At 58.1% G+C, this 12956-nt stretch carries 13 protein-coding genes; 12 read left to right on the top strand and 1 reads right to left on the bottom strand.

Going from position 1 to position 12956, the window contains the following annotated elements; translation table 11 throughout:
- Nucleotides 1–11: 11 nt before the first annotated feature.
- Nucleotides 12–1457, bottom strand: a complete 1446-nt coding sequence (locus L1073_RS00155) for an SLC13 family permease (RefSeq protein WP_246896128.1) — start codon at nt 1455–1457, stop codon at nt 12–14.
- Between the two features lie 200 nt (nt 1458–1657).
- Here L1073_RS00155 and L1073_RS00150 point away from each other — a divergent pair, with 200 nt between their 5' ends.
- The 12 genes from L1073_RS00150 (at nt 1658) to L1073_RS00095 (ending at nt 12931) form a co-directional block, all read left to right on the top strand.
- A complete protein-coding gene (locus L1073_RS00150; RefSeq protein WP_246896127.1) occupies nt 1658–2125 on the top strand; it encodes a DUF2489 domain-containing protein in 468 nt (155 codons plus the stop codon).
- A 21-nt stretch (nt 2126–2146) separates the two neighbouring features.
- The gene (locus tag L1073_RS00145; protein ID WP_246896126.1) at nt 2147–3301 is read left to right on the top strand and encodes an amidohydrolase; all 1155 of its coding nucleotides are present in this window, start codon (nt 2147–2149) and stop codon (nt 3299–3301) included.
- A 261-nt stretch (nt 3302–3562) separates the two neighbouring features.
- Nucleotides 3563–4444, top strand: a complete 882-nt coding sequence (locus L1073_RS00140; protein WP_246896125.1) for an OmpA family protein — start codon at nt 3563–3565, stop codon at nt 4442–4444.
- 271 nt (nt 4445–4715) lie between these two features.
- On the top strand, nt 4716–6611 hold the full coding sequence (gene thrS / locus L1073_RS00135) for a threonine--tRNA ligase (RefSeq protein WP_246896124.1): 1896 nt from the start codon (nt 4716–4718) through the stop codon (nt 6609–6611).
- Between the two features lie 7 nt (nt 6612–6618).
- On the top strand, nt 6619–7188 hold the full coding sequence (gene infC / locus L1073_RS00130) for a translation initiation factor IF-3 (RefSeq protein WP_425531562.1): 570 nt from the start codon (nt 6619–6621) through the stop codon (nt 7186–7188).
- Between the two features lie 82 nt (nt 7189–7270).
- Nucleotides 7271–7465, top strand: coding sequence for a 50S ribosomal protein L35 (rpmI, locus tag L1073_RS00125; protein ID WP_246896122.1), 195 nt, complete (start codon nt 7271–7273; stop codon nt 7463–7465).
- A gap of 52 nt (nt 7466–7517) precedes the next feature.
- Nucleotides 7518–7871, top strand: coding sequence for a 50S ribosomal protein L20 (gene rplT / locus L1073_RS00120; protein ID WP_040243460.1), 354 nt, complete (start codon nt 7518–7520; stop codon nt 7869–7871).
- A 294-nt stretch (nt 7872–8165) separates the two neighbouring features.
- Entirely contained in the window at nt 8166–9185 is a 1020-nt protein-coding gene (gene pheS, locus L1073_RS00115) for a phenylalanine--tRNA ligase subunit alpha (protein WP_246896121.1), read from the top strand.
- A 26-nt stretch (nt 9186–9211) separates the two neighbouring features.
- On the top strand, nt 9212–11593 hold the full coding sequence (gene pheT, locus L1073_RS00110; RefSeq protein WP_246896120.1) for a phenylalanine--tRNA ligase subunit beta: 2382 nt from the start codon (nt 9212–9214) through the stop codon (nt 11591–11593).
- 28 nt (nt 11594–11621) lie between these two features.
- Nucleotides 11622–11930: an integration host factor subunit alpha gene (gene ihfA, locus L1073_RS00105; RefSeq protein ID WP_040243453.1), complete on the top strand. Its 309-nt coding sequence runs from the start codon at nt 11622–11624 to the stop codon at nt 11928–11930.
- Nucleotides 11931–12092: 162 nt separating this feature from the next.
- Nucleotides 12093–12554, top strand: coding sequence for a flavodoxin domain-containing protein (locus tag L1073_RS00100; RefSeq protein WP_246896119.1), 462 nt, complete (start codon nt 12093–12095; stop codon nt 12552–12554).
- Nucleotides 12554–12931, top strand: a complete 378-nt coding sequence (locus L1073_RS00095; protein ID WP_246896118.1) for a hypothetical protein — start codon at nt 12554–12556, stop codon at nt 12929–12931. The genes L1073_RS00100 and L1073_RS00095 overlap by 1 nt, the downstream gene beginning before the upstream one ends.
- Nucleotides 12932–12956: the final 25 nt, after the last annotated feature.

Here is a 12956-nt window from a genome sequence, read left to right as displayed (position 1 = left end):
ATCCTATGAGGTCAAGCCCATAGCAGGCGCAGCAGCGCGACGGTGATCAGCGTGATCAGTAGCGTGCCGACGATGTTGAGTAGAAAGCCAGCGCGAATCATCGATTGAATCTTCATATGTCCCGTCGCGAACACGATGGCATTGGGTGGGGTCGCAACCGGCATCATGAAGGCACAACTGGCGGCAATGGCGGCAGGGACCGTGATCAGTAGCGGGTCCATGTCCAGCGAGATGGCGAGCGCACCGAGAAGCGGCAGGAAGGCCGCTGCCGTGGCCGTGTTCGAGGTGACCTCGGTCAGGAAGATGATGACCAGCACGATGATGCCCACCAGCATCAATAGCGGGAATACGCTGAAGATCGAAAGCTGTTGGGCGATCCATTCGGCCAAACCAGAGCTCTTGATCATTCCTGCCAACGCGAGCCCGCCGCCAAAGAGCAGCAGCACGCCCCAGGGGAGTTCCTTGGCGCTATCCCAGTCGAGCAGCGCGCCGCGTGCCTTGTCTCCACTAGGGATGAGAAATAGCCCAATACCGGCGGCCAGGGCGATGGTGGTATCCGATAGCCAGTCGAGCCCGGCTTGATTCAAGAGTGGGCGCAGCATCCAGGTGGCGGCGGCAATAAGAAAGATCAGGCCGACCCGGCGCTCGGCAGCGGTCATGGTGCCGAGCGATTCGAGTTCGCGGCGAATCATTTCCCCGCCATCGTCGCTTTGCTGCAGATCGAAGCCCTTGTGGGTCAGCCACCACCATGTCACGGCCATCATCACGATGCTGACCGGCAAGCCGATGGTCATCCATTGAGCGAAGCCGATATCGATGCCTTCGCCGGAAAGATATCCCGCGAGCAAGGCATTGGGTGGGGTGCCGATGAGCGTGGCGACGCCGCCTATACTGGCGGAATAAGCAATGGCCAGCAGCAGGGCGGTGGCGTAGCGCGAGACTTCACGTGAGTCGCCATCGCCCAGCAGGCTGACGACGGACATGCCGATAGGCAGCATCATGATGCTGGTGGCCGTATTGGAGACCCACATGCTGATGAAGCCCGTGGCGATCATGAACCCCGCGATTTGCTGGCGTGGTTTCTGACCGACGATGCTGAGGACTTTCAAGGCGATGCGTCGATGGAGGTTCCAGCGCTGCATCGCGATGCCCAGCAAGAAGCCCCCCAGGAAGAGATAGATGATAGGGTCGGCGTAACTGGCTGCCACGGAATCGAGTTCGTCGATGCCCAGCACAGGCGCGAGCACCATGGGCAGCAACGAGGTCGCGGGGATGGGGATGGCCTCGGTGGCCCACCAGGTGGCCATCAGCAGTGCAAAGCCGACACATGCCCATGCCGGTGATGACATTCCGGCTGGCGCGGGCACAACCAGGCATAGGATGACCCATAGTGGGCCCAGCCATAGCCCGATTTGTGCGGCATTTAGGCCGCGCGCGTGGTGAGTGCTCTCGCTCATGGATTGCCTCCTTGAAGGCGGCGAATGATTAATAGGCTTACGATAGTCGTAATACTACTAAAGTATTAAGTTCGGGTAGCTTAATCATTGGTCTAAGATGCTTGTCCGGCCTTTACGGTGTGGCTTGTTGCAACGCGCCAAGCTCGGTAATGTCCGCGCTCGTTGCCGATTAACTGAACGTATTCGATTGAGGTGCGACCATGTCCGTAGTGGTGGGCTGGAGTTTGGTGGGGCTGGCGGTGCTGGTCGTCGCTGGTTTAGTGGGGTATGCATGGCGGTTGTGGCGAGAAGTGCAGCGTCGTGAGGCGACCCGTCGTGAAGAAGTCGCACGGGCGCATCGCAATTGCCTGGAGAGTCTCGAGGCAATTGCGACGGCCATGCTGGGCGATCAAGTCGATCTGGTAGAGGGGGCGCTGCGGTGCAAAGTGTTGCTCGATATCATCGATCCCGCGTTACTCGAACGTGAGGATTTCGAGGTCTTTGCCGAGATTTATCGGCGCACGGAGCATCTGCACACGCACTCTTCACGCCAGGACCTGTCGGCCAAACAGCGCTTCGCAGAGGATCGCGAGCGTATTGCGCTGCAGGAAGAGCGCTATGCGGCGCTTCACGAGGCGGCGCGTCAGGTACTGGCATTCAAGCGCGAGTGGCCGCAAGACTTGCAGTGAACCATGACGCAGGAGAAATTCATGAGTGATCGGTTTATGTCACTCGATCCCACGGAAATTCGTCATCGCTTGCATGCCGAGCCGGAGTTATCGGGGCAAGAAGTCGCCACGTCGCGGCGCATTGTCGAATGGCTCCGTGAGGCAGGGGCGACGCGTGTCGTAACGGGGCTGGGAGGACACGGCGTCGCCGGTGTGTTTGTCGGTGAATGTCCTGGGTCGCGTGTCATGTTCAGGGCCGAACTCGATGGATTGCCCATTGATGAGACTGGGAAAGTGGCATGGCGATCTCGGTGCGAGCAGGTAGCGCATAGCTGTGGTCACGATGGTCATATGGCGACATTGCTTGGGCTTGCACAGCGGTTGTCGAACAATCCGCCCGAGTGCGGCGAAACGGTACTGCTTTTCCAGCCTTCCGAGGAGACGGGGCGAGGTGCAAGAGACGTCGTCGAATCGTCACGTTTCGAGGAAATCGCCCCCGATCATGTCTTCGCGCTGCATAACTTGCCCGGTGAGCCGCTAGGTGAGGTGTCGGTACGGGCGGGGGCGTTCACGTGCGCCTCGCGAGGATTGATCGTACGTCTCAATGGGTTGTGCAGCCATGCGGCACATCCCGAGCAGGGGCGTAATCCGGCCTTGGCGATGTGTCGGATCCTGCAGGGGTTGAAGCGTCTGCCTCAGCAATTGCCGGACGATCAAGGATTGGTCATGGTGACGTTGATTCATGCACGCCTGGGTGAAGTCGCCTTCGGCACGTCGCCGGGACAGGCCGAAGTGATGGCCACTTTACGTACTGAAGACGATGCGATGATGCGTGCCCTGGCGGAAGCGGCCGTATCGCTGACCCGGTTCGAGGCTGAAGAGGATGACTTGGGCATCGAAATCGACTGGTGCGATGTCTTTCAGGCGACCCACAATCATCCGCGTGCTGTCGAAGCGATTCGTGAGGAAGCGAATGCCTTGGCGTTACCGCTGCGGGAGTTGCCTGCAGCACATCGCTGGTCGGAAGATTTTGGATGGCTCGCCGCGCAAGGCGAGGGGGCGTTGTTGACCTTGGGCAGTGGCGAGCAATGCCGACCCTTGCATCATCCCGGCTACGATTTCCCGGATGCCATGCTGACACCGGGCATCGATTTGTTCGAACGCTTGGTCAGGCGCTACCAGGGAACTGCTGGATAGTCGTACAAGCTTGAGGTACTAAAGATGTCGTTGTTCTTTTGGGTTTGCATCAATGACGATAATGCATAATCATGAAGGGGCATTCATCCGTAGAAGCGCTGGTGAAGGGTGAAGCACTGGCTGAACGGGGGCCTTTGTGCTTTCTTTTTGATAAAAGATAGGCGAAAAAGCCTTCCTCCCACCGGGAACCGCTTCTATACTCGGACCCCGCTGGGTAACGTCCCGTTACGACTAGCGCTGTGTTAAGAAGGAGTCTTACATATGAAAAAATCTACGACTGGCTTGCTGCTCGGTTCTGCATTGATGGTCGGCCTTTCTGGCTGTGCCACGTCGGGTGCTCAGTCCATGTCAAATTCCGATGATCAAGCATGGTACAACTCACCGTTCGTCTGTGGTTTGGCCGGCGGCTTGATCGGTGGTGGTATTGGCTACGCATCGAGCAGTGATTCGGACGAAGATACCGGCGCTGCACTCGGCGGTGTCGGCGGTGCTACGGCCGGTGCTCTGCTGTGCGCTGATTACTCCGACAAGGAAGTGGACAGCGATGGTGATGGCGTACCTGATGATCGTGACCAATGCCCTGACACGCCGGCTGGCGTTGCGGTAGACGCTAAAGGCTGCCCGCTGGATAGCGACGGCGATGGCGTTCCGGACTACAAAGACGAATGCCCGGGAACACCGGCAGGTGTCGAAGTCAATGCCAAGGGCTGCCCGCTGGATAGCGACGACGATGGCGTTCCGGACTACCAGGATCAGTGCCCGGATACACCGGCTGGCGAAGAAGTCAATGCGCTAGGCTGCCCGGCAGACTTGGTGCTGCGTGACGTGAACTTTGAGTTCGACTCCGCCACGCTCACCAGCGATGCGGAAAGCATCCTCGATGATGTTGCCGAGAAGCTTTCTGCCAACGAGAGCGTCAATGTTCGCCTGGAAGGCTATACCGATTCCGTCGGTAGCGCTTCTTATAACAAGGAACTTTCACAGGAACGTGCTGATTCAGTGAAAGACTACTTGGTTTCCAAGGGCGTGAATGGCGATAACATCACGACCATGGGATATGGCGAGCAGGATCCGATCGCCACCAACGAGACGGCTGAAGGCCGTGCTGAAAACCGTCGCGTTGAAATGGGCGAGCAAGAGTAACGATCGCTCGGTTCATGATCGAAGAGAAGAAAGGGGCGCCTTCGGGCGCCTCTTTTGTTTGTGCCGCAGGTACGGCTGGACGATATTTCTCGAGCTTGCTAGTGTTCGTTGTTCATTGTTACATAAGCTTGTCTTGCCGCACGGCCATGGTGCGGACGTCATATGCGTGTGATTCATAAGGGGAATCAGGCTATAACGTTCCCCATTGGTTTTATTTTCATCGTTTCATGTGGTCCCTGGTATGGGCCACCACTGAATAAAGGGATCTTGCATGCCCATCGTGACACTGCCTGATGGCAGCCAGAAAACATTCGATTCGCCCGTAACCGTCATGCAGCTCGCAGAGTCCATAGGCACGGGACTCGCCAAGGCCTGCGTGGCGGGAAAGATAGATGGTATCGCCGTCGATGCGGCCGATTTGATCGAACATGACGCCGAGGTCAGTATTCTGACGGCGCGCGATCATGAAGGGGTGGAGATCATCCGCCATTCATGCGCTCATCTCCTGGGGCATGCCGTCAAGCAACTCTATCCCGACGCTAAAATGGCGATTGGGCCGGTCGTGGACGATGGGTTCTATTACGATATCGATTTCGGTCAATCGGTCTCGCCGGACGATCTCGAGGCGATTGAAAAGCGCATGAAAGCGCTGATCGAACGTGAATACGAGGTCGTGCGTGAATACGTGACCAAAGAGCAGGCTCTGGCAATCTTCGTTGAGCGTGACGAGCCGTACAAGCAGGAAATTGTCGAAGGCATTGCCGATGGGGAGACCGTGCGTCTCTATCATCATGAAGAATACATCGACATGTGCCGTGGGCCGCATGTGCCGAATACGCGCCATCTGAAGGCCTTCAAGCTTACCAAGCTGGCGGGTGCCTATTGGCGGGGCGATGCCACCAAGCCCATGTTGACGCGGATCTACGGCACAGCGTGGGCGGACAAGAAAGCTCTGAAGACCTACCTCCAGCGCCTGGAGGAAGCCGAGAAGCGCGATCATCGCAAGCTGGCTCGCAAGCTCGACTTCTTTCACATGCAGGAAGAGGCGCCTGGCATGGTGTTCTGGCACCCTCGCGGCTGGACGCTCTGGCAGACCGTCGAGCAGTATATGCGCAATGTCTATAAGGACAGCGGGTACCAGGAAATTCGTTGCCCCCAGATCATGGATGTTTCGCTGTGGCAGAAATCGGGCCACTGGGACAATTACGCTGATAACATGTTCTTCACCGAATCGGAAAAGCGCGAGTATGCGCTCAAGCCGATGAATTGTCCTGGTCATGTGCAAGTCTTCAATTCCGGTCTGCGTAGCTATCGTGAGCTACCGGTACGCTATGGCGAATTCGGTGGTTGCCACCGCAACGAGCCTTCGGGCGCCCTGCATGGCATCATGCGTGTTCGCGCCTTTACCCAAGACGACGGCCATGTGTTCTGCACCGAAGCGCAAGTCGAGTCGGAAGTGACGGCATTCCACCGTCAGGCGCTGGATGTCTATCGTGATTTTGGCTTCGATGAAATCGCCGTCAAGATTGCGTTACGTCCCGAGAAGCGCCTGGGGAGCGACGAGAATTGGGAGCGCGCCGAAGAGGCGTTGCGTAACGCTTTGGGACGCTGTGACGTGGAGTGGGAAGAACTTCCTGGTGAAGGGGCTTTCTACGGGCCCAAAATCGAATATCATATGCGTGACTGCCTGGGGCGCGAGTGGCAGGTGGGCACGATGCAGGTCGATTTCATGATGCCGACTCGTCTGGGGGCGCAGTATGTGGCCGAGGACGGGTCTCGTCAGGCGCCGGTCATGCTGCATCGTGCCATCGTGGGATCCATGGAACGTTTCATTGGCATCCTGATTGAGCACTATGCGGGGGCCATGCCGTTGTGGCTGTCGCCGCTGCAAATAGTGGTCTTGAATATCACCGATGCCCAGCGCGATCATGCCGAGTCGGTATCGCTGCGTTTGCAGAAACTCGGTCTGCGTGTCAAGACAGACTTGAGGAATGAGAAGATCGGCTTTAAAATTCGCGAACATACGTTGCAGAAGGTCCCCTATCTCCTTGTGGTTGGAGATAAGGAAGTCGAGGCCGACTCGGTAGCTGTGCGTACGCGCGGCGGCGAAGACCTAGGCAGCATGACGGTGGACGCTTTCATCGACAAGGTGCAGGCCGAGCGGTAATAGCGACATCTTCCAAGGCAAAAGTGGAGACGGAACCATCAAGAGAAGCAACCCCAGAGGGCGCCCACAGGAAAAGCGCCCACCAATGAATGAGCGGATTACCGAAGATCAGGTACGCTTGATCGCCAGCGACGGTGAACAGCTTGGCATCGTGCCGACCAGCGATGCCCTGGAGCGTGCCGAAGCGGAGGGTATGGACCTCGTACAGATTTCCAATGCCGATCCGATCGTTTGTAAGATAATGGATTACGGCAAATTCATCTTCGAGCAGAAAAAGCAGAAAGCTGCTCAGAAGAAGAAAACCAAGCAGATCCAGGTCAAGGAAGTCAAATTCCGACCTGGTACTGACGAGGGCGATTACCAGGTGAAGTTGAAAAACCTGATTCGTTTCCTCGAAGCGGGCGACAAGGGCAAGGTCACGTTACGTTTTCGTGGTCGTGAGATGGCACACCAGGACATCGGCCGTAAGCTGATGGAACGGATTGCTGGGGACCTCGAAGACATGGCGGCTGTCGAATCCTTCCCCAAGATGGAAGGTCGTCAGATGATCATGATCCTGGCGCCCAAAAAGAAGTGATCCGTTGGCGGTTTAACGGGCAGTCGGTACCGCCGACTGCCGGCCTCGGGTTTTCTGAAGAAACCGAGTGGAGATTTCCCTCATGCCTAAAATCAAGAGTAACAGCGGCGCTGCGAAGCGCTTCAAGAAGACTGCCCATGGCTTCAAGCACAAGCAGTCTTTCCGCAGTCACATCCTGACCAAGAAGTCGACCAAGCGTAAGCGTCAGCTGCGCGGCATGAAGCAGATTCACGGTGCCGACAAGCAGCTGGTTCAACGCATGCTGCCGAACCTCTGAGTACTTGTATTCAAAAGTACAGGTTGTCGATTTTAAACGTCAGGAGTAAGTCATGACTCGTGTCAAGCGTGGTGTCGTCGCTCGTCGTCGACACAAGAAGATTCTGAAGCAGGCCAAAGGCTATTACGGTGCGCGCTCTCGCGTATTTCGCGTTGCCAAACAGGCGGTTATCAAGGCAGGTCAGTATGCCTATCGTGACCGTCGTCAGCGCAAGCGTCAGTTCCGTGCACTGTGGATCGCGCGTATCAATGCGGCATCTCGTGCCAACGGTCTGTCCTACAGCCGCTTCATCGCCGGTCTGAAGAAGTCCGGCATCGAGATCGACCGCAAGGTACTGGCCGATCTCGCCGTCCATGAAAAGTCTGCCTTTGCCGCGATCGTCGATAAGGCCAAGGCTGCTCAGTAATGGCCGGATGAGATGTTCTTCATGAGTGTCTCATCATGCGCATGAAGCCGCAGGGGGAGAGCAGCCGCTCTTCCCCTGTTTTTTTGTCTGGGCCATCACTTTATATGCGATGGTCTATCATGGGCACTTAGGGAAATGCTGAATAAATAGACGAGCGGGATGAAGCGCGAGGCGCATGGAATACAGAACACGAGACATAACATGGGGTTAGGCGAGTGTTCGAGTACCACGCAACGACGCGATTCGCTCGCGTAGGCATTTATGCAGCGTTTCCTCAGCATCGGAGCTAGACGGATGGACCACCTCCCACAACTGGTCGCCGAGGCTCGCGCCGCCATCGAGAGCGCGCAGGACGTCCAGGCGCTCGACGAGGTTCGAGTGCATTTTCTGGGCAAGAAGGGCGAGATTACCGCGCTTCTCAAAAGTCTAGGTCAACTACCGCCGGAGGAGCGCCCCAAGGCGGGTGAGCGGATCAACGAGGCCAAGCAGATATTATCGAGCGAGCTCGAGGCGCGTAAGCAAACGCTTAAAGATGCCGAGCTCGATGCCCGCCTGGCACGAGAGCGTATCGATGTGACCTTGCCTGGCCGTGGTGAGCAGACAGGTGGTCTGCACCCGGTCACGCGTACGCTTGAGCGTATCGAATCGCTATTTGCGCATATCGGTTTCGACGTGGCCGTGGGCCCCGAAATCGAAGACGATTATCATAATTTCGAAGCGCTCAATATTCCCGCGCACCATCCGGCGCGTGGCATGGCCGACACCTTCTATTTCGATGCTTCGCGATTGTTGCGTACGCATACGTCACCGGTTCAGGTGCGTACCATGAAGGAACAAGCGCCGCCGATCCGCATCGTCTGCCCGGGGCGCGTGTATCGCAGCGACTCGGATCTCACGCATACGCCGATGTTCCATCAGGTAGAGGGCTTGCTGGTCGATGAAGGTGTCAGCTTTGCTGACCTCAAAGGTACCATCGAGGACTTCCTCAAGGCTTTCTTCGAGCGTGAGACGCTTTCCGTACGCTTTCGGCCGTCCTATTTCCCGTTCACCGAGCCCTCCGCCGAGGTCGATATCCAGTGCGTGATGTGCGGTGGTGAGGGCTGTCGCGTCTGCTCCCATAGTGGCTGGCTGGAAGTCATGGGCTGCGGCATGGTCCATCCCGAAGTCTTTCGTCATTCGGGTATCGATGCTGAGCGTTATACGGGGTTTGCCTTCGGTATGGGGGCCGAGCGCTTGACCATGTTGCGGTATGGCGTCAATGACCTGCGGCTGTTTTTCGAGAACGACTTGCGCTTCTTGCGCCAGTTCGGCTGATCTGCGACTAGGACACAGGAAGAAACATGAGATTTTCCGAAACATGGTTGCGCGATTGGGTGTCACCCGAACTCACGACGCAGGCGCTTGCTGACCGGATCACGATGGCCGGGCTGGAAGTCGACGCCATCGAGGCGGTGGCCGGCGATTTCGAGGGCGTCGTCGTCGCCGAGGTGGTCGCCAAGGAACCCCATCCCAGCGCTGACAAGCTTAATGTTTGCCAAGTCAATGATGGTAGCGATGAGCCGATGCAAGTCGTGTGTGGTGCTCCCAACGTGGCGGTCGGGCAAAAAGTGCCCTTCGCCCGGGTGAATGCAACGCTGCCCGGCGATTTCAAGATCACGAAAGCCAAGTTACGCGGTGTGGAATCGCGTGGCATGATTTGCTCGGCCTCCGAGCTCGAGCTGGAAGAAGGCACCTCGGCGGGCATTCTGGTGTTGTCCGAAGAGGCGCCCATCGGCGCTTCCCTGCGCGATTGGCTGGCGCTGGACGATCATGCCATCGAGGTGGATCTGACGCCCAATCGTGGCGATTGCTTGAGCCTCAAGGGGATGGCGCGTGAGGTCGGCGTGTTGAGTCGTCTACCGGTGACGGCACCGGAGACCGACATGGTTCCGGCGGCGCATCAAGCGTCGTTTCCGGTGCGTGTCGAGTCGCCAGAGAAATGTCCACGTTATGCGGGGCGCATCATTCGTGGTGTCGATGTCTCGGCGAGCACACCGCTATGGATGACCGAGCGCCTGCGTCGCAGCGGCGTTCGTGCCATTGATCCGATCGTCGATGTCACCAATTACGTGATGCTGGAACTCGGGCAGCCGATGCATGCCTTCGACTTGGCGCGCTTGAATGACGCCATTGTGGTCCGCGAGGCGCAAGACGGGGAGCGTTTGACGTTGCTCGATGGCCAGGATATTGCCCTGCGTGCGGGCACCCTGGTGATCGCCGATGAAAAGCAGCCGTTGGCGATTGCCGGGGTCATGGGTGGCGAGGCCTCCGGCGTCAATGCATCGACGCAGGATATTTTCCTGGAGTCGGCGTTCTTCTCGCCGCTGGCAGTGGCGGGGCAGGCGCGTTCTTATGGCCTGCATACCGATGCGTCGCATCGTTTCGAGCGGGGTGTCGACCCGCAATTGGCGCAGATTGCCATCGAGCGGGCCACGCAATTGCTGTTGAGCATCGTCGGGGGAGAACCCGGGCCGGTGACTGACGTCATGAGCCCAGAGCATTTGCCGCTAGGTCATGAGGTCGTCCTGCGCCGTGAGCGTCTCGACCAATGCCTGGCCCTGGTCATGGCTGATGACGATGTCGTGGATATCCTGTCTCGCCTGGGAATGCGCGTCGCTGCCATGGAGGCAGGATGGCGGGTGACGGTGCCTAGCTGGCGCTTCGATATCACGCTCGAGGAAGATCTTATAGAGGAGCTGGCGCGGATTCATGGTTACGACCAGGTTCCCGTGCGGCGTCCTTCCGCGCGTCTGAAACTGAGTGCTTCCAACGAAGCCCACCAGCCGCTGGCACGTCTACGTCGACACTTGGTGGCACGCGGTTATCAAGAAGCGATCACCTACAGTTTCGTCGCGCCCGAGCTGCAAGAGACCTTGACGCCGGGCGCGGTGGCGCCTTATCTGGCCAATCCCATCTCGACCGATATGTCGGTCATGCGGGCCAGCTTGCTACCTGGTCTGGTCAAGGCGTTGAGCCACAACCTCAACCGCCAGCAAGCACGGATTCGCCTGTTCGAAACGGGACTCGTGTTCCGTGGCGAGTTGGATGATCTCGAGCAGGTGGCGATGTTCGGGGGTATCGTGTGTGGGCCGAGACACCCGGAAGGATGGTCTTCATCGCGCGAGAACGTCGACTTTTTCGATCTCAAGGGTGACCTGGAAAGCCTGATGGCGTTGACCCAGCAGCCTGGGGCATGGCGTTTCGATGCCGGCGAGCATCCGGGGCTTCATCCCGGTCAGACAGCGCGCATTATGTGTGACGACCGTCATGTAGGCTGGGTCGGTGCCTTGCATCCCGGTGTTCGTGCCAGCTTGGGCATCAAGACCAATGCTTATGTATTCGAGCTGGAAGTGGAGGCATTGACCCAGGGCGAACTGCCGGCCTTCGCGCCTCTATCGCGGCATCCGGACGTGCGTCGCGATCTGGCGTTGGTCGTGCGTGACGAGGTGCCGGTCATGGCCTTGATGGACGTCATGCGCGAGCAGGCCGGAGAATGGCTGGTCGACATGCGATTGTTCGATGTCTATCAGGGTGAGGGGATCGAAAAAGGCCACAAGAGTCTTGCCTTGGGCTTGACCTGGCAGCATCCTTCGCGCACGCTCAATGACGATGAAATCAATCAGTTAGTCGATGCCATCGTCGGCGAAGCGAAAACGCGCTTCGCGGCGGTCCTGAGGAGTTGATCCTATCAGCCGTTACGAGGATGAGAGCATGGGGGCGCTGACCAAAGCGGATTTGGCCGAACATCTGCATGCTGAGCTGGGTTTTTCCAAGCGCGAAGCAAAGTCGATGGTCGAAGCCTTTTTCGAGGAAATCCGCAGCTGCCTACGCGAAAACGAGCAGGTCAAACTGTCCGGGTTCGGAAACTTCGATTTGCGCGATAAGCGTGAACGTCCGGGACGTAATCCCAAGACCGGCGAAGAAATCCCTATCTCGGCGCGTCGTGTGGTGACGTTTCGTCCTGGACAGAAGCTCAAGGCGCGGGTCGAGGATTTCGACGACGCAGACGTCATTCACTGACGTTGCCGCGTTCCGCCCATGCAATGACACGATCTCGGGTAATCTCGGGGGCTTGCGAGCGCCCGGGATCGTGTCGTTCATTTTCATTCGAGACGCTAACGACGTGTCATGCATGTGCTAGCATGGCGCCCACATTTACCGTTAAATCGACGACTGAACTGCATGCCAAGCATCAAAATCTTCGTAGGCACCGTATACGGTGGCGCTCTGGACGCTGCCGAGCAGGTGGCGCCGCTTTTCGAGCAAGTGGGCTATGAGGTAGCGATCTTAGAACAGCCCACCCTCGACGATCTCGATCCCTTGCCCGATCTCGCCTTATTCTGCGTTTCCACGACCGGTAGCGGTGATTTCCCCGGCAATTTCGTGCCTTTCGCGCGTGATCTCCGCGAATCGCCGCCTGCGCTGGCCGGGTGTCGCTATGGGCTGATCGCCCTGGGAGATAGCTCCTATGGCGATACGTTCTGCGGCGCTGGGCGAGCGCTGGATGCTTTGCTGGAAGATCTCGGCGCTCAACGCTTGGGCGAGCGTCTGGAAATCGACGCCATGGAGACCTTCATGGCCGATGATGCTGCTATTCCCTGGGTCGAGTCGTGGATCGACGAGCAAGGATTGCAGGCTGCGTGATGGGCGATACGACGATGTCACCTTCCGCTGCGCGCCTGAGTGTCATGATCGGGCTTCTGCTCGTGACGCTGTGCTCCTGGCCTCGCTATCAACTGGGGGGCTATGACACCCACAGTGGTTTGCTGGCCATGGTCGCGGCGGGGTTGGCTGTCGTCATCATCGCCTATTGGCGGCGCATGACGACAAAGCAGCGCCGTCTACTTCCAGCACTGCTCAAGTGGTTGGTCTTGTCATTCGTGGTCGGGGGCGTGGTGATGGCCACCTGGCATTATGGTCTGGCAAGTACCAGGGCCGGGTGGGCGACCGTGCTGTCGCATGGCGCCACGGCCGGCTTGTTGCTTCACGCAATCTCGACAGGCTGGCGCGCTCGGCAGTAAGTCTTCTGGGTGCTGGATCTCGAAT

It is taken from the genome of Chromohalobacter nigrandesensis, assembly GCF_023061285.1.
Taxonomy (GTDB): Bacteria; Pseudomonadota; Gammaproteobacteria; order Pseudomonadales; family Halomonadaceae; genus Chromohalobacter; species Chromohalobacter nigrandesensis.
This window is presented reverse-complemented; position numbering and strand designations above follow the sequence as displayed.

Excerpts from the sequence above, each read along its gene's own strand:
- L1073_RS00155 (WP_246896128.1), bottom strand. The coding sequence starts at position 1,457 with ATGAGCGAGAGCACTCACCACGCGCGCGGCCTAAATGCCGCACAAATC.
- L1073_RS00150 (WP_246896127.1), top strand. The coding sequence starts at position 1,658 with ATGTCCGTAGTGGTGGGCTGGAGTTTGGTGGGGCTGGCGGTGCTGGTC.
- L1073_RS00145 (WP_246896126.1), top strand. The coding sequence starts at position 2,147 with ATGAGTGATCGGTTTATGTCACTCGATCCCACGGAAATTCGTCATCGC.
- L1073_RS00140 (WP_246896125.1), top strand. The coding sequence starts at position 3,563 with ATGAAAAAATCTACGACTGGCTTGCTGCTCGGTTCTGCATTGATGGTC.
- thrS (WP_246896124.1), top strand. The coding sequence starts at position 4,716 with ATGCCCATCGTGACACTGCCTGATGGCAGCCAGAAAACATTCGATTCG.
- rpmI (WP_246896122.1), top strand. The coding sequence starts at position 7,271 with ATGCCTAAAATCAAGAGTAACAGCGGCGCTGCGAAGCGCTTCAAGAAG.
- rplT (WP_040243460.1), top strand. The coding sequence starts at position 7,518 with ATGACTCGTGTCAAGCGTGGTGTCGTCGCTCGTCGTCGACACAAGAAG.
- pheS (WP_246896121.1), top strand. The coding sequence starts at position 8,166 with ATGGACCACCTCCCACAACTGGTCGCCGAGGCTCGCGCCGCCATCGAG.
- pheT (WP_246896120.1), top strand. The coding sequence starts at position 9,212 with ATGAGATTTTCCGAAACATGGTTGCGCGATTGGGTGTCACCCGAACTC.
- ihfA (WP_040243453.1), top strand. The coding sequence starts at position 11,622 with ATGGGGGCGCTGACCAAAGCGGATTTGGCCGAACATCTGCATGCTGAG.
- L1073_RS00100 (WP_246896119.1), top strand. The coding sequence starts at position 12,093 with ATGCCAAGCATCAAAATCTTCGTAGGCACCGTATACGGTGGCGCTCTG.
- L1073_RS00095 (WP_246896118.1), top strand. The coding sequence starts at position 12,554 with ATGGGCGATACGACGATGTCACCTTCCGCTGCGCGCCTGAGTGTCATG.